The 23,916-nt window shown below is 63.9% G+C and carries 19 protein-coding genes, 2 tRNA genes and 1 pseudogene; 13 read left to right on the top strand and 9 right to left on the bottom strand.

Annotated elements, in window-relative coordinates; genetic code table 11:
- Nucleotides 1-365: 365 nt before the first annotated feature.
- Nucleotides 366-1,604 (bottom strand): CBS domain-containing protein, encoded by a 1,239-nt coding sequence (locus A6E15_RS15325; RefSeq protein ID WP_076147463.1) that lies wholly within the window; start codon nucleotides 1,602-1,604, stop codon nucleotides 366-368.
- A 278-nt stretch (nucleotides 1,605-1,882) separates the two neighbouring features.
- Here A6E15_RS15325 and A6E15_RS15320 point away from each other — a divergent pair, with 278 nt between their 5' ends.
- The gene (locus A6E15_RS15320; protein ID WP_076147461.1) at nucleotides 1,883-2,134 is read left to right on the top strand and encodes a MarR family transcriptional regulator; all 252 of its coding nucleotides are present in this window, start codon (nucleotides 1,883-1,885) and stop codon (nucleotides 2,132-2,134) included.
- Nucleotides 2,135-2,181: 47 nt separating this feature from the next.
- Here the strand turns inward: A6E15_RS15320 and A6E15_RS15315 are convergent.
- Nucleotides 2,182-3,457: pseudogene (locus tag A6E15_RS15315) on the bottom strand (RNA-guided endonuclease InsQ/TnpB family protein).
- Nucleotides 3,454-3,834 (bottom strand): IS200/IS605 family transposase, encoded by a 381-nt coding sequence (gene tnpA / locus A6E15_RS15310; RefSeq protein WP_006649773.1) that lies wholly within the window; start codon nucleotides 3,832-3,834, stop codon nucleotides 3,454-3,456. Before tnpA ends, A6E15_RS15315 begins: the two are co-directional and overlap by 4 nt.
- 164 nt (nucleotides 3,835-3,998) lie before the next feature.
- Here tnpA and A6E15_RS15305 point away from each other — a divergent pair, with 164 nt between their 5' ends.
- Nucleotides 3,999-4,529: a 50S ribosomal protein L16 gene (locus tag A6E15_RS15305; protein ID WP_076147459.1), complete on the top strand. Its 531-nt coding sequence runs from the start codon at nucleotides 3,999-4,001 to the stop codon at nucleotides 4,527-4,529.
- Between the two features lie 298 nt (nucleotides 4,530-4,827).
- The gene (locus A6E15_RS15300; protein ID WP_076147458.1) at nucleotides 4,828-5,700 is read left to right on the top strand and encodes an ATP-grasp domain-containing protein; all 873 of its coding nucleotides are present in this window, start codon (nucleotides 4,828-4,830) and stop codon (nucleotides 5,698-5,700) included.
- Between the two features lie 218 nt (nucleotides 5,701-5,918).
- On the opposite strand, the gene A6E15_RS15295 is transcribed toward A6E15_RS15300, so the two are convergent.
- Both A6E15_RS15295 and A6E15_RS15290 read right to left on the bottom strand, forming a co-directional pair.
- Nucleotides 5,919-6,320 (bottom strand): Hsp20/alpha crystallin family protein, encoded by a 402-nt coding sequence (locus A6E15_RS15295; protein ID WP_049965442.1) that lies wholly within the window; start codon nucleotides 6,318-6,320, stop codon nucleotides 5,919-5,921.
- Nucleotides 6,321-6,445: 125 nt separating this feature from the next.
- Nucleotides 6,446-7,459: a type II glyceraldehyde-3-phosphate dehydrogenase gene (locus A6E15_RS15290; protein ID WP_076147456.1), complete on the bottom strand. Its 1,014-nt coding sequence runs from the start codon at nucleotides 7,457-7,459 to the stop codon at nucleotides 6,446-6,448.
- Between the two features lie 212 nt (nucleotides 7,460-7,671).
- On the opposite strand from A6E15_RS15290, the gene A6E15_RS15285 reads away from it, so the two are divergent.
- The 5 genes from A6E15_RS15285 (at nucleotide 7,672) to A6E15_RS15265 (ending at nucleotide 11,625) form a co-directional block, all read left to right on the top strand.
- The gene (locus tag A6E15_RS15285; protein WP_076147455.1) at nucleotides 7,672-8,628 is read left to right on the top strand and encodes an aminopeptidase; all 957 of its coding nucleotides are present in this window, start codon (nucleotides 7,672-7,674) and stop codon (nucleotides 8,626-8,628) included.
- Between the two features lie 71 nt (nucleotides 8,629-8,699).
- The gene (locus A6E15_RS15280) at nucleotides 8,700-9,281 is read left to right on the top strand and encodes an LURP-one-related/scramblase family protein (RefSeq protein WP_076147453.1); all 582 of its coding nucleotides are present in this window, start codon (nucleotides 8,700-8,702) and stop codon (nucleotides 9,279-9,281) included.
- 67 nt (nucleotides 9,282-9,348) lie between these two features.
- Complete coding sequence (locus A6E15_RS15275) at nucleotides 9,349-10,002, top strand: HVO_0476 family zinc finger protein (RefSeq protein ID WP_076147452.1); 654 nt, start codon at nucleotides 9,349-9,351, stop codon at nucleotides 10,000-10,002.
- A gap of 161 nt (nucleotides 10,003-10,163) precedes the next feature.
- Nucleotides 10,164-10,793, top strand: coding sequence for a protein-L-isoaspartate(D-aspartate) O-methyltransferase (locus A6E15_RS15270; protein WP_076147450.1), 630 nt, complete (start codon nucleotides 10,164-10,166; stop codon nucleotides 10,791-10,793).
- A gap of 61 nt (nucleotides 10,794-10,854) precedes the next feature.
- Nucleotides 10,855-11,625 (top strand): protein-L-isoaspartate O-methyltransferase family protein, encoded by a 771-nt coding sequence (locus A6E15_RS15265; protein WP_076147448.1) that lies wholly within the window; start codon nucleotides 10,855-10,857, stop codon nucleotides 11,623-11,625.
- Nucleotides 11,626-12,258: 633 nt separating this feature from the next.
- Here A6E15_RS15265 and A6E15_RS15260 read toward each other — a convergent pair.
- The 4 genes from A6E15_RS15260 to A6E15_RS15245 form a co-directional block, all read right to left on the bottom strand.
- Nucleotides 12,259-14,373, bottom strand: coding sequence for a bacterio-opsin activator domain-containing protein (locus A6E15_RS15260; RefSeq protein WP_076147447.1), 2,115 nt, complete (start codon nucleotides 14,371-14,373; stop codon nucleotides 12,259-12,261).
- 277 nt (nucleotides 14,374-14,650) lie between these two features.
- A complete protein-coding gene (locus tag A6E15_RS15255) occupies nucleotides 14,651-15,061 on the bottom strand; it encodes a group I intron-associated PD-(D/E)XK endonuclease (RefSeq protein ID WP_076147445.1) in 411 nt (136 codons plus the stop codon).
- 256 nt (nucleotides 15,062-15,317) lie between these two features.
- Nucleotides 15,318-15,390 (bottom strand) — tRNA-Asp (locus tag A6E15_RS15250).
- A gap of 375 nt (nucleotides 15,391-15,765) precedes the next feature.
- Nucleotides 15,766-15,838 (bottom strand) — tRNA-Asp (locus A6E15_RS15245).
- A 316-nt stretch (nucleotides 15,839-16,154) separates the two neighbouring features.
- On the opposite strand from A6E15_RS15245, the gene A6E15_RS15240 reads away from it, so the two are divergent.
- From A6E15_RS15240 to rpoA2, 5 genes are read left to right on the top strand one after another with little or no spacing between them, the layout of a single operon-like run.
- Nucleotides 16,155-16,382: a DNA-directed RNA polymerase subunit H gene (locus tag A6E15_RS15240; RefSeq protein WP_066299488.1), complete on the top strand. Its 228-nt coding sequence runs from the start codon at nucleotides 16,155-16,157 to the stop codon at nucleotides 16,380-16,382.
- Nucleotides 16,383-17,963 (top strand): DNA-directed RNA polymerase subunit B'', encoded by a 1,581-nt coding sequence (locus A6E15_RS15235; protein WP_049965451.1) that lies wholly within the window; start codon nucleotides 16,383-16,385, stop codon nucleotides 17,961-17,963.
- Nucleotides 17,964-17,966: 3 nt separating this feature from the next.
- Complete coding sequence (rpoB, locus tag A6E15_RS15230; RefSeq protein ID WP_076147443.1) at nucleotides 17,967-19,796, top strand: DNA-directed RNA polymerase subunit B; 1,830 nt, start codon at nucleotides 17,967-17,969, stop codon at nucleotides 19,794-19,796.
- 3 nt (nucleotides 19,797-19,799) lie between these two features.
- Nucleotides 19,800-22,727 carry a DNA-directed RNA polymerase subunit A' gene (locus A6E15_RS15225; RefSeq protein ID WP_076147441.1) on the top strand — a complete coding sequence of 976 codons (2,928 nt, stop codon included), beginning with the start codon at nucleotides 19,800-19,802 and terminating at the stop codon, nucleotides 22,725-22,727.
- On the top strand, nucleotides 22,720-23,916 hold the full coding sequence (rpoA2, locus tag A6E15_RS15220) for a DNA-directed RNA polymerase subunit A'' (protein WP_076147440.1): 1,197 nt from the start codon (nucleotides 22,720-22,722) through the stop codon (nucleotides 23,914-23,916). The genes A6E15_RS15225 and rpoA2 overlap by 8 nt, the downstream gene beginning before the upstream one ends.

The raw sequence follows: 23,916 nt of genomic DNA, 5'->3' as shown, positions 1-23,916 counted from the left end.
TTGTTATTTTTCCGGCATGAGGGATATAGTCTCACAAAACTTCTGGTACCCCTATGCTATCCTAATAGGATTGATGTTATTTATGGTATAGTATCAACCTCCAATAAACACTCTATATACTACTTGAGGACACGATAACAGCCATATCGCCTTCGAGAGTGTCATACAATGGTCCTCAACAGGCACTATTCGCGGTCCCGATCTTGCACAAAAACGACGACTGACGAAATCATAGGCCTATACGCGAATTGGAGATCAGTTAGGTTGCATAAGACGTATTCTATAACACGTTGATATAGTACTCGGCAATTATGGTGAGACGATCACCTGTATTGATCTCTCCAGCGTCCGATCACCGGAGACGCTCAGTCCGCGGTTCGCGGTCGGTTCGAGGGCGTGACCGCGCCGCTTTGCTGGACGATATCGAGGGCGGTCATCAGGTCGCTTCGCGAGATCAGCCCGACGAGGTCGCCGTCTTCGGGCCGGGGTTCGCCGAACGACCCGCCCGCGTCGGGCACCTCGACGACGAGGAGGCGGCCGATCCCGTGTTCTTGCATCCGTTCGATCGCCGTCATCGCGTCCGAATCGGGGGTGATCGTCTGCAGGTCGGTCGTCATCACGTCCGCGACGGTGTAGGCCTCTCGCTCGACCTGATCGACCTCGCGGGCGTCGGACAGGGTCACGAGTCCGACGAGGCGCTCGCCGGTCGCGCTGACTTCGACGACCGGGTAGCCGGTGTGTCGCTCCCGGAACATCCGTTCGATCAGCACCGCGACCGTCGTGTCGGGCTCGACCGTGTGGAGGTCCTCGACCGGCGTCATGATGTCGCCGACGGTGACGTCCTGAAAGGCCGCCTTCATCGTCACCTGCTGGGCCTCGCTCGAGGCGGCGATGAAGACGAAGAAGGCGACGCCGATGAGGATGATGTTCAGTGCGAACAGTCCGAACAGTCCCATGAAGACCGCGAACAGCTTCCCGACGCTGGCGGCCTGCTGGGTCGCTTGGGCGTAGGGCCGGCCGCGGGCAAGCAGTGCACGCAGTACGCGGCCGCCGTCCATCGGGAACGCGGGGAGCATGTTGAAGACGGCGAGCGCGACGTTCAGAATCGCGAGATAGCCGAGGACGAACCGCGTCCCGCCCAGCAGTTCCGGCGACGCTCCCCCGAGGATCTCGGGCGTGAGAACGAAGAGGCCGTAGGAGCCGATGCCGACGAGGATGCTAACGATCGGTCCCGCGATAGCGATGTTCAGTTCCTGTCGCCAGTCTTCGGGCATCTCCGAGAACGAGGCGATGCCGCCGAACAACCAGAGCGTGATCGAATCGATCGGGAACCCGTACCGCCGTGCGGTCAGCGAATGGCCCAGTTCGTGGAGGACGACGCCGACGAACAGGCCGACGGCGGCCGTCAGCCCGAGTAGCCACGGAATCGGCCCGCCGGTGATGGCTCCGACGTCGATCCCGGCCCCGAGCACCTCGTTGAGGATCTCTGAGACGGGCTCGATCCGCGTGCCGATCAAATACGCAAACAGCGGCAACACGAGCAAGAACGTGAGATCGAGCTTGATCGGGATGTCAAACAGCGAGCCGATCCGGAAACTTCTCATACCCGTTTCTTTCGGCGGCGGACCCTTAAGCGCGCCGACGACTCGGCGTTAACAGTCGAAGCCGCGCGCCGCTCGAGCGGTTCGACCGCCCGAGCCGGACATCAAGTAATATAATTGTAATAATACTACCTATAGTAGCTCTTGAAAGTCAATGCACACCCGATCGCAGGACAGCGTTGTGATCGGTGTGTAACTCGTTTCAAGAGCTACTATAGCATCTCGATACTATACCTCCCATAGCGTTATGTGCGAGTTCGTGGTTTCGTGTTCGCACGCTGATGCAAACGACCACCCACTCACCGCGCGTCGACGAGTTACCGGCCGAACTCGAGTCCGCCCAGTCGAAACTGGTCTATCTCTCCCTCGAGGCGACCGGCGAAGCGACCGCGACCGACCTGCAAGAAGCGCTCGGCCTCCGAAAACTGGCGATTCTGAGCGTCGTCGGCTCGCTCTCGAGCCGGGGGCTGCTCGAGGAAACCGAGGCCGGCTACGTGACCGCGGCCGCCGCGACCGACCCGATCACGGCTTGACATCCTCCCCGCGCTAAAGCGCGAGGATTCCTCCGTTGGGGGTTCGGCTACCGACCCACGGAGGCAACTTGCGGGTTCGTGCGCACTGCTTTGGGACTTTCATGAGGGTATGGTTTCCCCGACCAGTCGTGGTCGTCCCACTCGAATCGCACGGGCCGTGCCATCGGCCTGACTTCGCAATCGCTGTTTTCTCGAAGGAACGTCTCTGACGCTGTGAGGTCGGCGTGCCCCTCGAACCCACACGGACACGACAGCGTATCCTCGTGGCGAACCGTCTCCTCGTGGTCGCCACACTCAGGACACGTCTGACTCGTCCATGCTTCCGACTCGACTTCGAGAGAGATGCCGTACTCCTCACAGACACACGCGAGACGGTGGATGAACTTCTTGAACGCCCAGAAGTTGTGCGTCTTCTCGTTCACCCTGACCGACCAATGTGTTTCCAGCACGTCGGTCAAATCGCCCACGTACACCGTCGCCACGCCCTCGTCGTACAACCGTTCAACGAGGTCACGCACTAGCGCGTTCTGCGCGTGGTCACGGCGCTTCGTCCGCTGTCGGTACAGCCGTCGAATCCGCTTGGAACTGTAGCGTCCCTCTCGGAGTTTCGACTGTAGGCGGGCAATTTCATTGGTCGTCTCGCGGAACCGTCCGAACAACTCACGACCGTCGTAGAGGTACTGGGAACCAGTAGTTGTGGAACACGCGACGAGATTGTTCGCGCCAACATCGAGGGCGGCTTCTTCGGAAGCCAGTGGTGAATCCAGTCGAGAATCAGGGACAGTGACTGGTTGAAAAGCCCTGAACGTGTCGCTAACCCCGTCGTACTCGAGTTCCAGACGACCCTGTTCGCCGTTCCACTTCGGGTTGCCTCGGACTTCGAGGCGGAGTCGTTCGTGGTAGCCGAGTCCGTATTCGTCTTTCAGTTCTTGCCCGACAGGAATTTCGAGACGGCTACGATCGCCCCACTCAATCGTGTACTGGTTGTTGCGGATGTAGGTACGGAGTTCGCGTCCATCTTCCTCGTTGCCCCAGTACGACGGTGGGTTGGCGTCCTCGCCTTTCTCTTTGAGGGCGAAGAACGACCGCCACGCTTCGCTGTTCTTGCGCGTGACCTGTTGGACGGTCGCGCTTCCGACGACGCCGTTGTAGCGCCCTCGATACTCGGAAGTGTCCCACACGTTGCCGTCACCGAAGTAGTTCTGACGACGTTCGTAGGTCAACTCGTTCCACAGAGAGGCGGAGGCGTCAAGTAGCCGTAGGAGGGCACTCTTTGTCGTTCTCGGTCTGTGGAACCACCTCGAAGGTGTTGACGCGCTTCATTCGCCGTCACCTTCCTGTTCAGCGATGTACTGTTCGACAGCGCCCTTCGAGGCGCTTCCAGCTGTTCCGACGTAGTACGAACGAGTCCACTTCACGCGGTCATCGTACCGCTGATTGTACTTGCGGGCGGAGATGCCCTTCACCCAGTTGACGATGAGTGACGGGGCGTTCTTCGGTGGACTCCCGATGAACAGGTGTACGTGGTCAGGCATGACCTCGGACTCGGCCAGTTCGAGGTCTTTGTCGTCACAGATTTCCGCGAAGATGGTTTCGAGACGTTCCTTCGTCTTCTCCGTCAGGTGCGAACGCCGATACTTCGGCACGAACACTATGTGGTAGTAGAGTTCGTATTTCGCGTGACGGGTACTCTTTACCATCTATGCATACTATTACGGTCAGATGATTAAAGATTGCGTTGGAACCCCGTCTATGCCATCGTCGGCGGTTGAATACTGTTGGTCGTAACTTCCCGACAGCGACGGACGCGGCGCTTCGAAGCCTTTATCCGCTCGGTGGGCTTCCGTTTTCGTAAGTAACCACCATGTCCGACAAACCTGCCTCCATGTACCGGGAGATCAGTAAGCCGGCCTACACGCGCCGCGAATACATCACCGGCATCCCGGGCTCGAAGATTGCACAGCACGATATGGGCGACACCACGGCAGACGCCGAGGACTACCCCGTCCAGATCAGCCTCGTCACGGAAGAAGAGGTCCAGATCCGCCACGGGAGCCTCGAGGCGTCGCGCCTCTCGGCGAACCGTCACATGCTGAAAAACGCCGGCGAGAACAACTACAAGATGGTCCTGCGCAAGTTCCCCCACCACGTCATCCGGGAGAACAAGCAGGCGACGGGCGCGGGGGCAGACCGCGTCTCCGACGGGATGCGCCAGGCCTTCGGGAAGATCGTCGGCACCGCCGCTCGCATCGACGCCGGCGAGCGCATCTTCACCATCTGGTGTGACGTCGACGACGCCGAGTTCGCCAAGGACGCCCTTCGGCGCTCCTACAACAAGATCTCGCCGCCGTGTCGCGTCGTCGTCGAGCGCGGCGAAGAACAGCTGATCGCCTAAGACCCACCTTTTACGCTGCGGTCTGCTGCGCTGGTGACTTCGTCACACAGCGCAGCATCCCTCGGTAAAAGCTGGACCAAAAGCACTCCTCCTTCCCCTCCACTTCGTTCCGGGTCAGTCGTCGGCCCGCTCGTTCGCGCCCGCAGCGCTCACTCGCGGTCGATATCGGGTAGCGGCCTGCCCTCCCCCGAGTCGCTGGCTTCTCGTTGGACTCGAAGCCCGCTCCCGGCCGCCGCATCTCGAGCGGAGCGGTTCCGCCTCGAGCAGTTTTTTGCCTCCCTCACCCCGAGTACCCCGTATGATCGATCTCGCGGTCGCGAACGCGCAGGAGACGTTCGGGCGGATGCGAGAGCCGCTGGCCGAACGGGGGATACGGGTCCATCACGTGCCCGCGAGCGAGCGCGTGGTCCCGCTGGGGGCCGACGCGCCGTGGGCGGCCGGCGACTACGACGTCGGCTTCGTCTACCCCGGTCGGCTCATGGAGGGTGGGGTCGCCGACGCCCTGCTCGAGATCCCGTGGCTCAACGACCACGAGGCCGTCCTGACCTCGCGGAACAAGGCCGAAGTGCTGGCCCGCCTCGAGCGGGCCGACCTCCCGGTGCCGAAGTCGGTGTACGTCTCGAACGACGTGAGCGAGACCGAACTGGCCGACGTCTTCGACCGCTTCGAGCCGCCGGTCGTCGTCAAACCGAACTCGACGACGCGGGGGGTCGGCGTCGCGAAGGCCCACGACCTCGATTCTTTCCTGGGGATCTGTGACTACCTCTCGCTGGTCCACGACTACCGCGCGACCGGCGACCGCTCCTTTCTCGTTCAGGAGTACCTCCCGAACGCGACCGACTACCGCGTCATGGTCCTCGAGGGCGAGTACGTCGGCGCGGTCGAGCGCCGACTGCCCGACGCGGCGATGCGGGAGGGCCAGTGGAAACACAACGTCCACCGCGGGGCCGAGGCCACCGGCGTCGACCTCCCCGCGGAGTGGCGCGCCCTCGCCGAATCCGTCGCCGCCGACCTCGAGATTCCGTTCCTGGGTGTCGATCTGCTCGAGACCGACGACCGACTGGTGGTCAACGAGACGAACGCTCGACCGACGATCGACGCGGAGACGAAGTACGAGCCGGACTTCTACGATCGACTCGCGGCCGCGATCCGTGCGACCGCGGAGCGATGATCACCGCGGCGACGGCTGCTCGTTCGGAACACGGCCGCAACCGGGTTCGACCGCGATATAGACGCATACGGACCGACCACCGCAAAGCGAGTATCGATCCGGAGTGAGCCGGACCCGGTCTTTCCACCCCGTGAACTCCGCGGTCGGTTTGGAGAGCGACGCCACTCGAAACTCTCAGTGCCAATACCGAAAACGAGGGAGCGACCGCGACGGCCCGACTACTCGAGGCTGATGTCCGAGGACTGTTCGGCCTGCTCGAAGACGACCTCGAGGACGCCGTTGTTGTAGGTCGCCGAGGCGGTGTGTTCGTTCACGGGAGAGGGCAGGGAGACGCGCTCGTCGTACTGGCGGTGGTCGCTTTCCGCGGAGATGGTCAGGGTCGTGCCGTCGCACTCGAGTTCGATGTTGTCCTTCTCGACGCCGGGGAGGTCGGCGACGACGCGGACCTCGTCGTCGGTCTCGTGGATGTCGACGTGGGTGTCCATGCCGAAGCCGTTGTCGACGTCGCTCGAGGAGTCGAAATCGACGTTTGCGTCCGCACCGTTCATCATCTCGTTCATCATCCGCTCGATCTCGCGAAACAGGTCGTCGAAGGGTTCGTCGCGGTCGTCTCGGCGCATGTGGCGGTTTAGGGGACCACGTGGCAAAAACTTTCTGTCGTCGCTATAGGATCGGCGGCCGCGTCCGTGGTGGTTCGGCCCGTTTGCGAGGAGTCGAGCCACGACACCGCGTGGCGCTCCAGCCGTTAGAGTCCGATGCCGAGCGTCTCGTTTGTGGTCTCGATGCTCTCGGCGGCGTCGGCGCTGCCGGTCACCGCGCGGATCGCGTCGACGTTTTCGGGCACGACGTCGCTCTCCTGGTGGATCCCCTGGAAGAGATAGAGATCGTCGCCGACGGTCGAGATCGACTCCTCCCAGATGCAGTTCTCCCAGATGTCACCGCGGGGTCGGCCCGCGTCCATCGCGTACTCCTTGAGTTTACCGCTGCCGTCGATGTCCAACCGCTCGGGGATCAGGAACAGGCGCGACTCGTCGGCCAGCAGCTCGCGGACCTCGGCGGCGTCGACCTCCTCCGCTACGGTGACGTTGAGACTGTGCATGTGCATCAGCGTCGCGGGCACCTTCATCCCGAGCGTGTCGATGTCCAGATCGTCGAAGATGGTCTCGACGTCGGGACCGTGGTGGGACGGAATGGTGACCGGGTTCGGCAGGATGTCGTTGATCGGGCCGCGGGAGGTCTGGCCGGGGTCGCCGCCGCGTCGAACCAGCGTCGCGCGGACCTTCTCGACGCCGTATTCCTCGCGCAGCGGAGCGATGACCCGCGAGAGTCCGGTCGTGTTACAGGAGACGACGCGGACGTGGTCGGCGTCGGCGGCGTCCTCGAAGTTCGAGCGCGCGTTGAAGCTCGTGTCGACGAGGTCGGCGTCCTCGCCGCCCTGATAGAGCGCCGGGGTGTCGTACTCCTCGTAGAGGGCCCTGTTCTGGGCACCGATCCCCGAGGGCGTGGCGTCGACGACCACGTCGGCCTCGGCCACGAGGTCCTCGACGGGGCCGGCGATCTCGAGGCCGGCCTCGTCGAACAGGTGTTCGCGCTCCTCGACGGCCGCGTACAGCGGGAAGCCCTTCTCGACCGCCGTCTCGGCCTCGAAGTTGGGGCGGGTCTTCGCGACGCCCAGTACCTCCATGTCGGGCTGCTGTCGGACCGCGTCCGCGACGCGTTTGCCGATCGTGCCGTAGCCGTTGATCGCGACCTGTTGCATATGCTCGGGAGTGGACCACCGAGCGGGATAATCGTTTCGAGCCGTCACAGCCGACGTTTACTCGGATCGGAGTTTCGATCCCTCTCGAGGCCGATCTCGGCGCTCGGACGGCGCGCTCGAGCCGCCGACCTACCGCGTCGGGACCGAGCGGACCGCGTGCCGGCGACGGGCCGAGGGCAAGACATATCGGCCCGCTTACCCCAGAGTAGTGTATGGCAGCACTTCGAGCGGCGGCGGAGACGGCCGTCCGCCAATGTCTGGCTCTCGACGCGGCTGAGTCGTGTGCGATCGTCACCGATGACAAGCGCGAGCGGATCGGCGAGGCACTCTACGAGGTAGCGGCGGAGATCACCGACGACGCGGTGATCGTCCGGTATCCGCCGGGCGACACGCACGGCAGCGAGCCCCCCGAACCCGTCGCGGCGGCGATGGCCGGGGCCGACGTGGTCCTCGCGCCGACGACAAAGAGCCTGAGTCACACCCGCGCCCGGACCGAGGCCAACGCGGCCGGGGCGCGGGTCGCGACCCTGCCGGGGATCACCGAGGACGTGTTCACGACGGGGCTCGAGGCCGATTACGACTCGATCGCGGCCCATTGCGAGGGAGTTCACGAGCAGGTCGCCGACGCCGACGAGATCCGGGTCACGACCGATGCCGGGACCGACATCACCTTCGGCGTCGGCCGCCGGGAGTGGCTCGCCGACACCGGTATCGTCCACGAGCCCGGCGAGATGTCGAACCTGCCCGCGGGCGAGGTCTTCATCAGCCCCGAGACCGCCGACGGCACCTTCGTCGTCGACGGGACGATGCGCCCGCACGGACTGCTCGCGGACGACCGGCGGCTCACCTTCGAGGTCGAGGACGGTCTGGTCACGCACATCTCCGACGACGAGATCCGCGAAACCGTCGAGAACGCGGCCCAGAAGGTCGACGACGCCGCCTACAATCTCGCCGAACTGGGAATCGGAACGAACGTCGCGGTCACCGAACTCGTCGGCTCGGTCCTCTTAGACGAGAAGGCGGGCGGGACCGTCCACATCGCGATCGGCGACGACGCGGGGATCGGCGGCGAGACGGACGCGCCGATCCATCTCGACGGCATCCTCCGCGAGCCGACGGTGTACGCCGACGGCGACCCCATCGATCTGCCGACGCCGACCGACGGCTGACCGCGCTTCGCTTCGCTTCGAAAGTGTTCGAACCTAGTGGATTCAAGTGATGGCACCGCGTGACCGCAGCTATGAGCGACTCTCGAGCGTACGACATTCGGGGGATCGAACTGACCGACGACCGGTACACGGTCGAGCAGGGGTTCGTCCGGAACAAGTACAGGGCCATCGATAGCGCCGGCGACACCGTTCTCAAAGGGAAACAGAAGATGCTGAAGATGAAAGAGGAGTTCCCCTTCGTCGACGGCGAGGGCAACGAGGTCTTCACCGTGAAGGCCGGCGGTATCATCGACGTCGCGGGCAACTACCTCCTCTCGGACGCACAGACCGGCGAGGACCTCGTGATTCTGGACAACGACTACTCGCTGTTGCAGGACACGTGGACGATCCGCGACGCGACGACCGAGGAGAAACTGGCCGCGATCGACTCCCGCGGCGCGCTGGTGACGCTGGCTCGGGATCTCGTTCCGTTCGGCGGGCTGATCCCCCACAAGTACGAGATCACGGACCAGTCGGGCTCACACGTCGGCTCGATCAACGGGCGGATCGGGCTGCGCGACCGTTACGACATCACCATCGACGATGCCAGTGACGTCCCAAAAGAGCCCGTCGTGGCCGCGGCGATGGTCATCGACGCGATCCAGGACAACTGATGAGCGTCGTTCGCACGGGCGCGACGGGTTCAATCGCCTTTTCAGTGCGTAGCGTCTAGAGCGGGTCATGAGCGAGACACCGGATCGGGTTCCGACGCCCTGTCCCTCCTGTTCGCCGGACCTCGAGACGGTCCACGAGGTACTGACGGAAGGCGGCGGCACCTACACCGTTCGTTGCAGCGAGTGCAGTCACGTCCACAAGGTCCAGCCAGACAGCGAGCGCGAAGTGACGCTGGACGTCGTCGTCTCCCAGAGCGGCGAGTCCTTCACCGCGAACGTCACCGCGCCCGAAGACGAGGAAATCGCGGTCGGCGACGAGTTCATCTTAGAGACCGAGGCAGTCCTCTCGACGGTTCGAGTCACGAGCGTCGAACTCGAGGGCCACAAGCGAGTCGAGGAGGCCCCCGCGGACGAGCTCGAGACCGTCTGGACTCGCGAGGTCGACAACGTGGCGGTCAACGTCACCGTCCATCCGCAGGACGGCTCGAAAGACGACAGCCGCTCCGTTACGGTCCAGGTCCCCGGCGACTACGAGTTCGAGGTCGGCGCAGTCGAGTCGTTCGGCGACGACGAGTTCGAGATCGACGCCTTCGTCGTCCGCGGCGACGCCGAGGGCTACCGCCGGGACCGCTTCGAGGTACCGGGCGACACCGGCTTCGCGAAGGACATCAAGCGCGTCTACGCCTACGACGAGCAGAGCAGCGCCTGGTCGGCCTGGTAGTCGGACGACGTCGCCGAACCGTCCGGCTCGTGTCGGCTCCCCACTGCTACTTACCGACGATTTCTGCCTCGAGAGTCGCACTCTCCCGTCAGTCGCGGCTCCGGTCGGTGCCGGTACCTGCTACCCGACCGCATACGTGGCCCGAGCCCGTACTCTCGACCATGACCGACAGCTACGAGACCGCCCGTCAGCGGATGCTCGAGACCGTCGCGGCCCGCGTCGACGACGACCGCGTCCTCGCGGCCCTCGAGGCGGTCCCGCGTCACGAGTTCGTCCCGCCGGACCGCCGAGACAGCGCCTACGCCGACCGCCCGCTGCCGATCGGCGACGGGCAGACGATCAGCGCGCCGCACATGGTCGCGATCATGGCCGACCTGCTCGCCGTCGAGTCCGGCGATGCGGTCCTCGAGATCGGCACCGGCTGTGGCTACCACGCGGCCGTCACGGCCGAGCTGGCCGGCGACGAAAACGTCTACAGCGTCGAGTACAGCGCCGAACTGGCCGACCGGGCGCGCGAGCGACTCTCCGATCTGGGTTACGACGGCGTCTCGATCCGGGTCGGCGACGGGCGCGAGGGCTGGCCGGACCACGCGCCCTACGATGCCGTCTACTTCACCTGTGCCGCCGCCGAGTTCCCGGCTCCAGTCGTCGAGCAGGTCCGGCCCGGCGGCCAACTGCTCGCGCCGATCGGGACCGGCCGCCAGACGCTCGTCGACGCGACGAAACGCACGGACGGCTCGCTCGAGCGGACTGAACGCGGCGGCGTCCGGTTCGTCGAGATGCGCGGCTAACCGTGTGACGGCATCTCCCCGCAAGCGCGCCATTCATAACCGCCGCCCCGATAGCTGGCGTATGGAACCCGCGGTACTGCGCGAGGACATGGTCGACGGTCTCGAGTCTCCGCCCAGGGACGTGCTGGGTGACGAGGACGTGGCCGTCGCGATGCGCGACGTCCCGCGCCACGCGTTCGTCGACGACGAGCGGACGGCCTACGCCGATCGCGACCACGAGGCGCTCGGGACGCGCGTCCTCGCCCCCAGCACCGTCGCCCGCCTGCTACAGGCGCTGTCCCTCGAGCCCGACCAGACGGTGTTGATCGTCGGTGCCGGCGTCGGCTACACCGCCGCCGTGGCGGCCGAGATCGTCGGCGAGACGAACGTCCACGCCGTCGACATCTCGCGGCCGCTGGTCGTCGAGGCCCGCGGCAACCTCGCCGAGGCGGGCTACGAGGGCGTCCTCGTCGACCGCCGCGACGGCGCGGACGGCCTCCCCGAGTACGCGCCCTTCGATCGCGTCCTGCTCGAGGCGGCCGCGGTCGATCCGCCGCGTGCGCTGCTCGAACAGTTGACCGACTGCGGTCGACTCGTCTTCCCTCGTGGTACCCAGAAACAGCGCCTCGAGGCCGTCTCGAGCGACGGCGTGGTCGACCGGTTCGAGCCCGTTTCGTTCGATCCGCTCCTCGTGGAAGGCGAGCAGTCCGGCGCGGTCGAGCGCAACCGGACGACCCGCGAGGACCGCGAGCGTGCCCAGCGACGCGCCGAATCCCGCCGGGGCTGGGAACACAACTGGATCGAGTGGGAAGACACAGGTGACGGGCAGTCCCGGCGACGATCGTCCCGTTGACGATCGTCTCGTTGACATCGTCGTCTATCGCTCGCGGACCGATTACACCGTCTTGACGGTCGGTCCCGCCACGATATTGTTCGGAGTCGCTGTCGCTGAGCGGGAAGTGGGGGAAAGGGGTGGGGAAAGGGGGTGGGGGTGGCGACAGTCTGTCTCGTATCGCCACTTCGGGGTACGTGCCGGTGGGGGTTAAGAATGTCTTCTAATATATTAGCACCATCGAGATATTACTACTAATCAATTAGTATCTCATTAGACAATAACTAATGGCAGCTACTATAGTCGCCACCAAAGTTGCGATACACCTCCCCCCACGACTGCATCGGATTGGAGCGTCGATCGTTTCAGTCCGATCTCTCCCGTCGAGTTCAGTTATCGGTCGTCCGCTGGTGTCCCCACGAACGGCTGACGGCCCGACGAATCGCCGGTTCGGGATCAGTTCGAGTCCACTCGACTCGGCCGATGGCACGATCTACGAGAGCCAGCGGTCGCTCTCGAGTGCGAGTTCAGGGAAAGGGGGTGGGGGGATTGGGGATGGCGACAATCGATTGCAGATCGCCGCTTGGCGATACGAACCGATGCGAGTTAACTATGATCTCTAATCCCTTGGTGTCGACAGCAAACGTGTACTAATCAGTTAGCGGTTCCGTCGAACGCCAACGAAACGAGCTTTCGTTCGGCCGCACGGAGGTGATAGTGGTAGGTCGGCGACGACACGTCCAGTGCGTCCGCCAGCTCCTCACCAGTACTCTCGCGCGGCCACTCGAAGAAGCCGCTGTAGTGGGCCGCCTGCAGCGCTTCGAACTGCTTGTCGGTGAGTCGCTCGGCCAGATGCGTATCGAGCTGTCGCGCCGATATCGTTCCCGTCCGTTCGCGTTTGGCCACCAGTTCCGTTTCGGGGTACTCTTCCCTGATCGCCTCGACCAGCGACCGGATCTCGACCTCCTGTGGTACCTCGAGGACGAGCGTCGCCGTCCCGTCCTCGGCCGTCGCCCTCCGTATCTGTACGTCGTACGTCCGCAAGACGTCGAGAAACGGCGTCGACGCGACGGTGAGTTCGAACAGCCGTTCGTCGTCGCCCTCGGAAACGACCGACAGCGTCTCGATCGACGCCCAGTCGGCCTCGAGGTCGGTCAACGACGCCGTCGCCGGCGCGCTGATGAAAAGCACGACGCCGTCCTCACCCCGATCGACCACGCCCTCGAGCGTGACCGGCCCCGCGTTTGCGGCGTGGTCGGAGAGGCGATTGAGCAACAACCGCGAGTCCCCGACCGCGAGTTCGAGTTCGAGACGGCTGTCGGTCACCATCGCGCGCGTCCGCTCGACCGACCGGATCGCGTGGCCGATCGTCTCCCCGAGCTCGCCCAGTACCTCGCGCTCGCTCTCGCGGACCGAGTCGGCCCCCGCGACGTGGACCACCAGGGCGCCGTGCCGGCGCTCGTCGGCGACCAACGGCACGCCCAGTACCGTCTGATAGCCGTAGGTCAACGCCTCCTTGCGCCGCGACTGCCACCCGTCGGCCTCGAGGACGTCCCGGACCGTCCGGACGCCGTCACCCTCGAGCGTCTCCCGGACCAGTCCGATCTCGGGTGCGCGCTCCCCGTCGTCGCGGATCCGGTCGATGTATGCGGCGTCGATGCCGGCCCAGGCAGCCGGGACGGGCGGATCGTCGTCGCTCGCGGCGATCCAGGCGAAGCGATACCGGTCCGTCTCGGCGAGTCGATCGCAGACGATCGCTTCGATTTCGTCCCGCGTCGACGCCTGTGCGACCCCGTGATTGATTTCGCGGACGATCTCGTTCGTGTGATTGAGCCGCGTCAGCTCCTCGTTTTGCTGGGTTAACGTCCGGTCGTGATCCCGAAGCAACTGCTCGCGCTCGGCCCGATCCAACGCGGCCTCCGTGTTGGCCCCCAGGATGTGCAACAGCTCCGTCATCGTCTCGTCGAATCCGTCAGTGACCTCCGTTCCCGCGATCAACACGCCGTGAGTTCCGAGCGGCACGATCGCCTCGCACCGGCTCACCGTCTCGATGCCGTCCCCGCGAGTGACGTCCTCGTAACGGGCGCTTTCCCCCTCCGAGAACACCTCCCAGACGAGCCCCTCACCTCGCTCGAAGCGCGTCTCCGGGTCCCCCGGCTCGAGGGATTGGCCCGTCGACGCCGCATGCTCGAGGACGCCCGCGGTCGGCTCGAACGCGTAGGCCGCGGCGACGGCTACCTCGAGGATCTCGTCGGCCGTCTCGACCGCCGACCGATAGATCTCGTCTTTGGTTTCGGCCCGCATCAGGTCCCGCGTCGTCTCGTGGAGCGTCGTCAGCGTCCGCTCGTACCGGCGCTCGCTCTCCCGGAGTTCCGTCTCGGTTCGGTACTGGGCGACGGCGTTCGTGACCTGGTTTGCCAACAGGGCGTACTGCTTCTTGCCTGACCCTTTCTGGAGGTACTGTGTGACCCCCGCTGCGATCGCCTCGCTGGCGATCTCCTCCGATCCGCGCCCGGTAAAGAGAATAAAGGGAAGGTCCGGATCGTCCTCACGGACCCGCTCTAACAGCTCGAGGCCGGTCATCTCCGGCATCTCGTAGTCGCTGACGATACAGTCGACGTCCCGCCGCTCGATGAACTCAAGCGCCTCCCGGCCGTCCGTCGCCGAGAGGGCGACGATCGACTCGCGTTCGCGCTCGAGCCTCTCGCCGGCGAGGTCCGCGAATCCGGGTTCGTTGTCGACGATGAGTACGGTGATCGGTTGTGACATGGTTCCGCTGAGACCGACGAACCGCAGTTCTAGCAGTACATTATCGCCGGTTTATCTATTCGAGTCTCACATGAGTACTAATATATTAGGATAGACGCCGAGGGCCTGCTAACTTCATCGAGTGATGGATAACGGAACAGGGCTGTAGCGGATATTAATCCGCACCCGGGTTCTTCATCGATTTCGTACTGCGTGATCGGACCGGTCGAGAAACCTACCTCTCGAGACCGGCTCAACCGAACCCGCGAGAAAAGGCACGGCGAACGCCGTACGGCGATCACGGGAGTCGATTCTCGAGGCGGTACCTCTCGGCGAGCTTGACGCTCGGGTGATCGATCTCCGGCTCCGTCAATCGTAAGTACGTACTTTTCTTTCCGACGTCGTCGATCGGTACCCAGTACAACGTCCCGGTTTCTTTGCAGCGAACGGCGAACGCATCCACTTCGCCGTCGTAGTTATCCATCGTCACGGTTCCGTCCGTCGTTGTTTTGCTGGCCGTTTTGAACCGCACGACGTCGTCCTCGATCCACCCAGTCTTGCACTGGATTCGGAGCAATCGGCGGCCAGCATCTAAGACGAGATCGTACTTGTCGTTGTCGCCGAACGGAACGGAGACGGTGTATCCCTCTGCGATGAGTGCTGCAATGATCCGCGCTTCCGTTTCGTCGCCGGTCTGTTTGACATTCATTTTACTCTATACGTTAATGTCTCAAACCAGTAGTGGTAAATATGAATGCAGACATATTTCAGTTGGTCGAAAGCAGCCTTCGCCCATCGCGGCGCTTCTCGCTCGAAAACTGCATCGGGAAAACGCGCGAGGCGGGATTTGAACCGCGGTCGCAGCGAAGCAACTCTCTGATTCAAATCCCGAGTACCGCTTTTCCGGTCTCTGACTCCTCACGGCAAGTGAGCTGACCGCTCGTGGAAGTTGAGAGTGGGAAAAGCGCCCGAGGCGGGATTTGAACCCGCGTCACGACCGTGACAGGGTCGTATGATGGGCCACTACACCACCCGGGCTCGCAACTCCTCGTTTCGCCGTCGGAGTATTAAGGGTTTTGTTCCCCGACTGTTCTCAATGCTGGATGACACGTTTTCTCGTCAGTACTCGTGTATCGCGACTCGCGTTCCCGAGAGATCAGCCTCTGTGTCAGATAGACAGCCGAGACTGAGTTACACTCCCGAACTCGACTCGTCGTTCCCGAACTTCGCCGGCCACGTTTTTGTAGTTCTACGCGCTGCTTTCCGATTAGTTCCGGAACAATGCCCGAGACGGGATTTTGAACCGCGATCGCAGCGAAGCGGCTCCTAATTCGAATCCGAGTACTGCTTTTCCGGCCTCAGACCACTCACGGCAAGTGAGCTGACCGCTCGTGGAAGTTGAGATCGGAAAAGCGCCCGAGGCGGGATTTGAACCCGCGTCACGACCGTGACAGGGTCGTATGATGGGCCACTACACCACCCGGGCTCGCAACTCTTCGTTTCGCGGTTACAGTATTAAGGCTTTTCAATCGAGACCCGTGTGGTACGGTCAATCGATCCACGACCGTCGCCTCGAGCGCCCCTCTCGCCCACATCGTGATACCGGATCACACGACCCACAAGGAATATAACTGAGAACCGGCTACTCCCGAGTGTGATCGTTCGCTCCGGTCAGGTTCGCCCGGCCGGGTAGCCCCGCTTGTGCCTCGAGTTAGTAACCGTTAAATGGTTCCCGCCGCTACCTGCCTGTAGTATCTCGTGACAGCCGCTTCTCTCCCGATAGCAGACACGCACACCCACACATGGTAGACGTAAGCCAACACGAACTCGTTCCGGAGCATACCGTCCTCGAGGACGACGAACTCGAGGAGGTGCTGACGGAATACAACATCGATCGTACAGATCTGCCGAAAATCAAGCGCAACGACGCCGCGCTCCCCGACGACGCGGAGGTCGGCGACGTCATCCAGATCGTGCGCGACTCGCGTACGACCGACCAATCAGTCGTATACCGACTCGTGGTGGAATAAATGGCAATGGAACTCAACCGCGACAAACGACGAGAGATCTCGCGCGAATATTTCTCGAAGGAACGGATCGCCGAACACCACTACCGCTCGTTCAACGCCTTCCTCAACCGGGGGATGCAGGAGGTCGTCGACGAGAAGGCGACGATCGACACGGACATCGGTGACAAGGAAGGCGAGGAGCCGGTCCACGTCGAGCTGGGCGACGTCCGCGTCGTCACGCCCCGCGTCCGCGAGGCCGACGGCTCCGAGGAACTGCTGTATCCGCAGGAGGCCCGACTTCGAAACATTACCTACTCCGCGCCGGTCTTCATGGAGATGTCGATCGTCAAGGGCGAGGAGGGCGACCAGCGGGTCGTCGACTCCACGGAGACGAAGATCGGTCGGATGCCGATCATGGTCGGCTCCGAGAAGTGTAATATCGCCGGCTTCTCCGACGAGGAACTGATCGAGATCGGCGAGGACCCCGCCGACCCCGGGGGCTACTTCATCGTCAACGGCTCCGAGCGGGTGTTGATGACCAGCGAGGACCTCGCGCCGAACAAGATCCTCGCGGAGTACGACACCAAGTACGGCGACGAGATCCAGGTCGCAAAGACATTCAGCCAGCGCCGTGGCTACCGCGCCCTGGTGCTGTGTGAGCGGACCCGGGACGGCCTGCTCGAGGTATCCTTCCCCTCGGTCTCTGGATCCATCAACTTTGTCACCCTCGTGCGCGCCCTCGGACTCGAATCGGACGAGGAGATCGTCCACAAGGTCTCGAACGATCCCGAGGTCGTCAAGTACATGCTCGAGAACCTGGAGGAAGCGGAGGTCCAGACCGAGGAGGAGGCCATCGAGGAACTGGGCAAACGCGTCGCCTCCGGCCAGGGCAAGAACTACCAGCTCAAGCGCGCGAACTACGTCATCGATCGGTACCTCCTGCCCCATCTCCACGAGGACGGCGTCGAGGAGGAGGACGTCCGCATCAACAAGGCTCACTACCTCTGTCGGATGGCCGAGGCCTGTTTCGAGCTGGCGCTCGGGCGTCGCGAATCCGACGACAAGGACCACTACGCGAACAAGCGGCTGAAGGTGAGCGGCGATCTGATGAAAGACCTGTTCCGGACCGCGCTGAACAAGCTCGCCCGGGACGTCAAATACCAGCTCGAGCGCGCGAACATGCGTAATCGGCAGCTCTCGGTCAACACGGTCGTCCGCTCGGACGTCCTGACCGAACGCCTCGAACACCCGATCGCGACGGGTAACTGGGTCGGCGGCCGCTCGGGTGTCTCCCAGCTGGTCGACCGAACCGACTTCATGGGCGTTCTCTCGCACCTGCGTCGGCTTCGCAGCCCGCTTTCTCGCTCGCAGCCACACTTCGAGGCGCGGGACCTGCACGCGACCCAGTGGGGTCGCATCGGACCCTCCGAGACGCCGGAGGGTCCCAACTGTGGGCTGGTGAAGAACTTCGCCCAGTCGATGGAACTGTCCCAGAACGTCGAGGACGAACAGGAACTCAAACGCGAACTGGCATCGATGGGGGTCGAGGGCATTCCCGGCCTCGAGGGCATCGAACGAACGGCGGCCTCAGGGGACGACTAAATCATGAGCAGCCAAAAACGAGAGGCGAAAGTCTACGTCAACGGATCGCTGGTGGGGACCCACCCCGATCCGCACGAACTGGCAGAACAGATCCGGGAAGCGCGACGCATCGGCGACGTGAGCGAGATGGTCAACGTCTCGGTCAAAGACCGTACCCGCGAAGTGATCGTCAACGCCGACGCCGGCCGCGCGCGACGACCGCTTCTGGTCGTCGAGGACGGCGAACCGCGCATCTCCGAACAGGAGATCGAGGCGCTCCGCGAGGGGGATCTCGAGTTCGAGGATCTGGTCGATCACGGGTACATCGAGTTCATCGACGCCGAGGAGGAAGAGGACATCCTCGTGGGCGTCGACGAGGACGATTTGACCGAGAACCACACCCACCTCGAGATCGACCCATCGCTGATCTTCTCGATCGGTGCGGGGATGATCCCCTACCCCGAGCACAACGCCAGCCCCCGCATTACGATGGGAGCGGGGATGATCAAGCAGTCGCTTGGCCTGCCCAGCGCGAACTACCGGATCCGACCGGACACGCGCCAGCACCTGCTGCATTACCCCCAGCTCTCGATGGTCAAGACCCAGACGACAGAGCAGATCGGCTACGACGAACGGCCCGCGGCCCAGAACTTCGTCGTCGCGGTGATGAGCTACGAGGGGTTCAACATCGAGGACGCGCTGGTCATGAACAAGGCCAGCGTCGAGCGCGCGCTCGCTCGCTCTCACTTCTTCCGGACCTACGAGGGCGAGGAACGCCGTTACCCCGGCGGCCAGGAGGACCGTTTCGAGATCCCTTCCCAGGACGTCCGCGGTGCCCGCGGCGAGGAGGCCTACAACCACCTCGACGAGGACGGCCTCGTCAACCCCGAGACCGAGGTCGACGAGAACTCCGTCCTGCTCGGGAAGACGAGTCCGCCGCGATTCCTCGAGGAGCCCGACGATATGGGCGGACTCTCGCCCCAGAAGCGGCGCGAGACCTCCGTCACCATGCGCTCGGGTGAGTCGGGGATCGTCGACACCGTCACGCTCATGGAGGGTGAGGACGGCTCGAAGCTCTCGAAGGTCTCGGTGCGCGACGAGCGGATCCCCGAACTCGGGGACAAGTTCGCATCGCGACACGGCCAGAAGGGTGTCGTCGGCCACCTCGCGCCCCAGGAGGACATGCCCTTCACCGAGGAAGGGGTCGTTCCCGACCTCGTCCTGAACCCCCACGCGCTGCCGTCGCGGATGACCGTCGGCCACATCCTCGAGATGATCGGCGGCAAGCTCGGCTCGATGGAAGGCCGGCGCGTCGACGGGACCCCGTTCCTCGGCGAGGACAAGGACGAGCTCCGCGAGGGGCTCGAGGAGGCCGGCTTCGATTCCGCCGGCAAGGAGACCATGTACTCGGGCATCTCCGGCGAGAAGATCGAGGCCGAAATCTTCGTCGGCGTGATCTTCTACCAGAAGCTCTACCACATGGTCTCGAACAAGTTGCACGCCCGCTCGCGCGGGCCGGTGCAGGTGCTGACCCGCCAGCCCACCGAGGGCCGGGCCCGCGAGGGCGGGCTCCGTATCGGGGAGATGGAACGCGACGTGTTCATCGGCCACGGGGCCGCGATGACGCTGAAGGAACGGCTGCTCGACGAGTCCGACCGCGAGTTCATCCACGTCTGTGCGAACTGCGGGATGAGCGCGGTCGAGAACGTCGAACAACGGCGTGTCTACTGTCCGAACTGCGACGAGGAGACCGATATCCACGAGATCGAGATGAGCTACGCGTTCAAGCTCCTCTTGGACGAGATGAAGGCGCTGGGTATCGCACCGCGACTCGAACTGGAGGACGCCGTCTAACCCATGCAAGACACGACACCCAAAGACATCGGAGCGATCACCTTCGGGCTCATGGAGCCCGAGGAGTACCGGGAGATGAGTGCGACGAAGATCATCACCGCCGACACCTACGACGACGACGGCTTCCCCATCGACATGGGGTTGATGGACCCACGCCTCGGCGTCATCGACCCCGGCCTCGAGTGCAAGACCTGCGGGAAGCACTCCGGGTCCTGTAACGGCCACTTCGGTCACATCGAACTGGCCGCGCCGGTAATCCACGTCGGCTTCACGAAGCTCATTCGACGGCTCCTGCGTGGCACCTGCCGGGAGTGTTCCCGCCTGCTGCTGACCGAGGACGAGCGCGACGAGTTCCACGACCAGCTCGACGAATCGCGGAAGCTGAGCCGGGACTTAAACGACGTGACCAAGGCGGCGATCCGGCAGGCCCGCAAGAAAGACCGATGTCCGTTCTGCGGCGAGATCCAGTACGACATCGACCACGAGAAGCCCACGACCTACTACGAGGTCCAGCAGGTCCTGACCAGCGAGTACTCCCAGCGCATCGCCGGCGCGATGCAGGGCAACGAGGAGGAAGGCATCGAGCGGACGACGCCGGACGAACTCGCCGAGCAGACCGAGATCGAACTCACCCGGGTCAACGAGATCCTCTCGGGCTCGTTCCGTCCCCGGGAGAGCCAGCGCAAGGCCATCGAGAAGGCCCTGGACATCGATCTGACCGAGGAGGACACGAACAAGCTGATGCCGAGCGATATCCGGGACTGGTTCGAAGCCATCCCGGACGAGGACATGGAGGTACTGGGGATCAACCCCGAGCGCTCCCGGCCCGAGTGGATGATCCTCACCGTCCTCCCCGTGCCGCCGGTCACCGCGCGGCCGTCGATCACGCTCGACAACGGCCAGCGTTCCGAGGACGACCTCACCCACAAGCTGGTCGACATCATCCGGATCAACCAGCGGTTCATGGAGAACCGCGAGGCCGGTGCGCCCCAGCTGATCATCGAGGACCTCTGGGAGCTGTTGCAGTACCACGTCACGACGTTCATGGACAACGAGATCTCGGGGACGCCGCCGGCGCGACACCGCTCCGGCCGCCCCCTCAAGACCCTCTCCCAGCGCCTGAAGGGCAAGGAGGGTCGTTTCCGCGGCTCGCTGTCCGGGAAGCGTGTCAACTTCTCGGCTCGGACCGTCATCTCGCCGGACCCGACGCTCTCGCTCAACGAGGTCGGTGTCCCCGATCGCGTGGCCAAGGAGATGACCCAGACGATGAACGTCACCGAGCGCAACTTAGAGGACGCCCGGCGGTTCGTCTCCAACGGGCCGGAGGGCCACCCCGGCGCGAACTACGTCCGACGGCCGGACGGTCGCCGGCTGAAGGTGACCGAGAAGAACTGCGAGCAGCTCGCGGAGAAGGTCGAGGCCGGCTGGGAAGTGAATCGGCACCTCATCGACGGCGACATCGTCATCTTCAACCGCCAGCCGTCGCTGCACCGGATGTCGATCATGGCCCACGAGGTCGTGGTCATGCCGTACAAGACGTTCCGGCTGAACACCGTCGTCTGTCCGCCCTACAACGCCGACTTCGACGGCGACGAGATGAACATGCACGCGCTGCAAAACGAGGAGGCCCGCGCCGAGGCGCGCGTCCTCATGCGCGTCCAGGAACAGATGCTCTCGCCGCGGTTCGGCGAGAACATCATCGGGGCGATTCAGGACCACATCAGTGGGATGTACCTCCTGACCCACGACAACCCCCGATTCAACGAGACGCAGGCGCTGGACCTGCTGCGTGCCACCCGGATCGACGAACTGCCCGAGCCGAGCGGCGTCGACGACGAGGGCGAGCCGTTCTGGACCGGTCACGACGTCTTCTCGGAACTGCTTCCCGACGACCTCGATCTGGAGTTCACCGGCACCGTCGGCGACGAGGTCGTCGTCGAGGACGGCCAGTTGCTCAAGGGGACCATCGCCGAGGACGAGGTCGGCGAGTTCGGCGGCGAGATCGTCGACACCATCACGAAGGTCTACGGCAACACCCGCGCCCGGATCTTCGTTAACGAGGTCTCGACGCTGGCGATGCGTGCGATCATGCACTTCGGGTTCTCGATCGGGATCGACGACGAGACCATCCCCGATGAGGCCGAGTCCCGCATCGACGAGACCATCGCGGACGCTAACGACCGCGTCGAGGAACTGATCGAGGCCTACGAGCGCAACGAACTCGAGAGCCTCCCCGGCCGGACGATCGACGAGACCCTCGAGATGAAGATCATGCAGACCCTCTCGCGTGCGCGTGACAACGCCGGGAACATCGCGGACGAACACTTCCAGGACGACAACCCCGCGGTCGTCATGGCAAACTCCGGTGCGCGTGGGTCGATGCTCAACCTGACCCAGATGGCCGGCGCGGTCGGCCAGCAGGCCGTTCGAGGCGAGCGGATCAACCGCGGCTACGAGGACCGCACCCTCTCGCACTACGAACCGAACGACCTCTCGGCCGAGGCCCACGGCTTCGTCGAGAACTCCTACACCAGCGGGCTCACCCCGCGAGAGTTCTTCTTCCACGCGATGGGCGGCCGCGAGGGCCTGGTCGACACTGCAGTCCGGACCTCGAAGTCCGGCTACCTGCAGCGGCGGCTGATCAACGCCCTCTCGGAACTCGAGACCCAGTACGACGGCACGGTCCGGGACACCTCGGATACGATCGTCCAGTTCGAGTTCGGCGAGGACGGCACCTCGCCGGTCAAGGTCTCCTCCGACGAAGACAACGACATCGACGTCGAGGCGATCGCCAACCGCGTCCTCGATTCGGAGTTCGACTCCGAGGAAGACCGCGAGGAGTTCCTCGGCTCCAAGCCGCGCCCGACGAACCTCTCGGAACACGCCGACGATCGACTTACCGAGGGCACGGAGGTGAGCTCCGATGACTAACGTCGAGTACGACGTCGACGACGACACCATCGCGGTCGTCGAGGACACCGACCTCCCGCGGCGACTCAAGGACAACGTCTACGAGACCCTCGAGGACCGCGGCGACGCGACGGTCGAAGACGCCGACGAACTGGCGAAGGCCGTCGAAACCCGGTATCTCGACACTCGCGTCGATCCGCTCGACCCCGTCGGGACCGTCTCGGCCCAGTCGATCGGCGAACCCGGGACCCAGCTGACGATGAACACGTTCCACTACGCGGGGGTCGCCGAGATCGACGTGACTCAGGGGCTGCCACGGCTGATCGAGCTGGTCGACGCCCGGAAGACTCCGGACACGCCGATGATGACCGTCTACCTCGAGGGCGAGTACGCGACCGAGCGCGAGAAGGCCCACGAGGTCGTCTGGAAGATCGAGGCCACCCAGATCCTCGCGTTGGGTGACGTCTCGACGAACGTCGCGGACATGCGCGTCCAGATCTCGCTCAACGAGGACACCCTCAAAGAGCGGATGATCACGCCCGAGGAGGTCGCCGAGATCATCGAGGACTCGCTGGGCGTCAAGACGGTCCAGCAGGGCACCGAGATCCAGTTCGGCCCCGAGGAGCCGTCTTACCGGGACCTCCTCCAGCTCGTCGAGGAACTGCGCGACATTACGTTCAAGGGAATCGAGGATGTCTCCCGGGTCGTTATCCGCCGCGAGGAACTGGATAACGGCAACGAGGAGTTCGTCCTCTACACCGAGGGGTCGGCCTTCGGCGATGTCTTGGAGATCGAGGGCGTCGACGCCTCGCGAACGACGTGTAACAACATCCACGAGATCCACCGGAACCTCGGTATCGAGGCGGCCCGCGAGGCCATCATCGAGGAGACGAACAACACGCTGGCCGAACAGGGCCTCGACGACGTGAACGTCCGCCACCTGATGCTGGTCGCGGACATCATGACCAACCGCGGCGAGATCGAGTCGATCGGCCGCCACGGTATCTCCGGCAACAAGGACTCGGTACTCGCCCGTGCGGCCTTCGAGGTGACGGTCAACCACCTGCTCAACGCCGCGATCCACGGCGAAGTCGACGATCTCGACGGCGTCACGGAGAACGTCATCGTCGGCAAGCCGATCAAGCTCGGCACCGGCGACGTCGACCTTCGGATGGGATCGACGACCTCCGGCAGCGGCCAGGCCGACTGA

The organism is Natrinema saccharevitans (assembly GCF_001953745.1).
Lineage (GTDB): Archaea > Halobacteriota > Halobacteria > Halobacteriales > Natrialbaceae > Natrinema > Natrinema saccharevitans.
The sequence above is the reverse complement of the archived record's forward strand: the minus strand, read 5'-3'. Positions and strand labels throughout refer to the sequence as shown.

Excerpts from the sequence above, each read along its gene's own strand:
- A6E15_RS15305 (WP_076147459.1), top strand. The coding sequence starts at position 3,999 with ATGTCCGACAAACCTGCCTCCATGTACCGGGAGATCAGTAAGCCGGCC.
- A6E15_RS15225 (WP_076147441.1), top strand. The coding sequence starts at position 19,800 with ATGCAAGACACGACACCCAAAGACATCGGAGCGATCACCTTCGGGCTC.
- A6E15_RS15285 (WP_076147455.1), top strand. The coding sequence starts at position 7,672 with ATGGCAGCACTTCGAGCGGCGGCGGAGACGGCCGTCCGCCAATGTCTG.
- A6E15_RS15240 (WP_066299488.1), top strand. The coding sequence starts at position 16,155 with ATGGTAGACGTAAGCCAACACGAACTCGTTCCGGAGCATACCGTCCTC.
- A6E15_RS15270 (WP_076147450.1), top strand. The coding sequence starts at position 10,164 with ATGACCGACAGCTACGAGACCGCCCGTCAGCGGATGCTCGAGACCGTC.
- A6E15_RS15280 (WP_076147453.1), top strand. The coding sequence starts at position 8,700 with ATGAGCGACTCTCGAGCGTACGACATTCGGGGGATCGAACTGACCGAC.
- A6E15_RS15235 (WP_049965451.1), top strand. The coding sequence starts at position 16,383 with ATGGCAATGGAACTCAACCGCGACAAACGACGAGAGATCTCGCGCGAA.
- A6E15_RS15255 (WP_076147445.1), bottom strand. The coding sequence starts at position 15,061 with ATGAATGTCAAACAGACCGGCGACGAAACGGAAGCGCGGATCATTGCA.
- rpoA2 (WP_076147440.1), top strand. The coding sequence starts at position 22,720 with ATGACTAACGTCGAGTACGACGTCGACGACGACACCATCGCGGTCGTC.
- A6E15_RS15260 (WP_076147447.1), bottom strand. The coding sequence starts at position 14,373 with ATGTCACAACCGATCACCGTACTCATCGTCGACAACGAACCCGGATTC.
- A6E15_RS15275 (WP_076147452.1), top strand. The coding sequence starts at position 9,349 with ATGAGCGAGACACCGGATCGGGTTCCGACGCCCTGTCCCTCCTGTTCG.
- A6E15_RS15295 (WP_049965442.1), bottom strand. The coding sequence starts at position 6,320 with ATGCGCCGAGACGACCGCGACGAACCCTTCGACGACCTGTTTCGCGAG.
- A6E15_RS15325 (WP_076147463.1), bottom strand. The coding sequence starts at position 1,604 with ATGAGAAGTTTCCGGATCGGCTCGCTGTTTGACATCCCGATCAAGCTC.
- A6E15_RS15265 (WP_076147448.1), top strand. The coding sequence starts at position 10,855 with ATGGAACCCGCGGTACTGCGCGAGGACATGGTCGACGGTCTCGAGTCT.
- A6E15_RS15320 (WP_076147461.1), top strand. The coding sequence starts at position 1,883 with ATGCAAACGACCACCCACTCACCGCGCGTCGACGAGTTACCGGCCGAA.
- A6E15_RS15300 (WP_076147458.1), top strand. The coding sequence starts at position 4,828 with ATGATCGATCTCGCGGTCGCGAACGCGCAGGAGACGTTCGGGCGGATG.
- tnpA (WP_006649773.1), bottom strand. The coding sequence starts at position 3,834 with ATGGTAAAGAGTACCCGTCACGCGAAATACGAACTCTACTACCACATA.
- A6E15_RS15290 (WP_076147456.1), bottom strand. The coding sequence starts at position 7,459 with ATGCAACAGGTCGCGATCAACGGCTACGGCACGATCGGCAAACGCGTC.
- rpoB (WP_076147443.1), top strand. The coding sequence starts at position 17,967 with ATGAGCAGCCAAAAACGAGAGGCGAAAGTCTACGTCAACGGATCGCTG.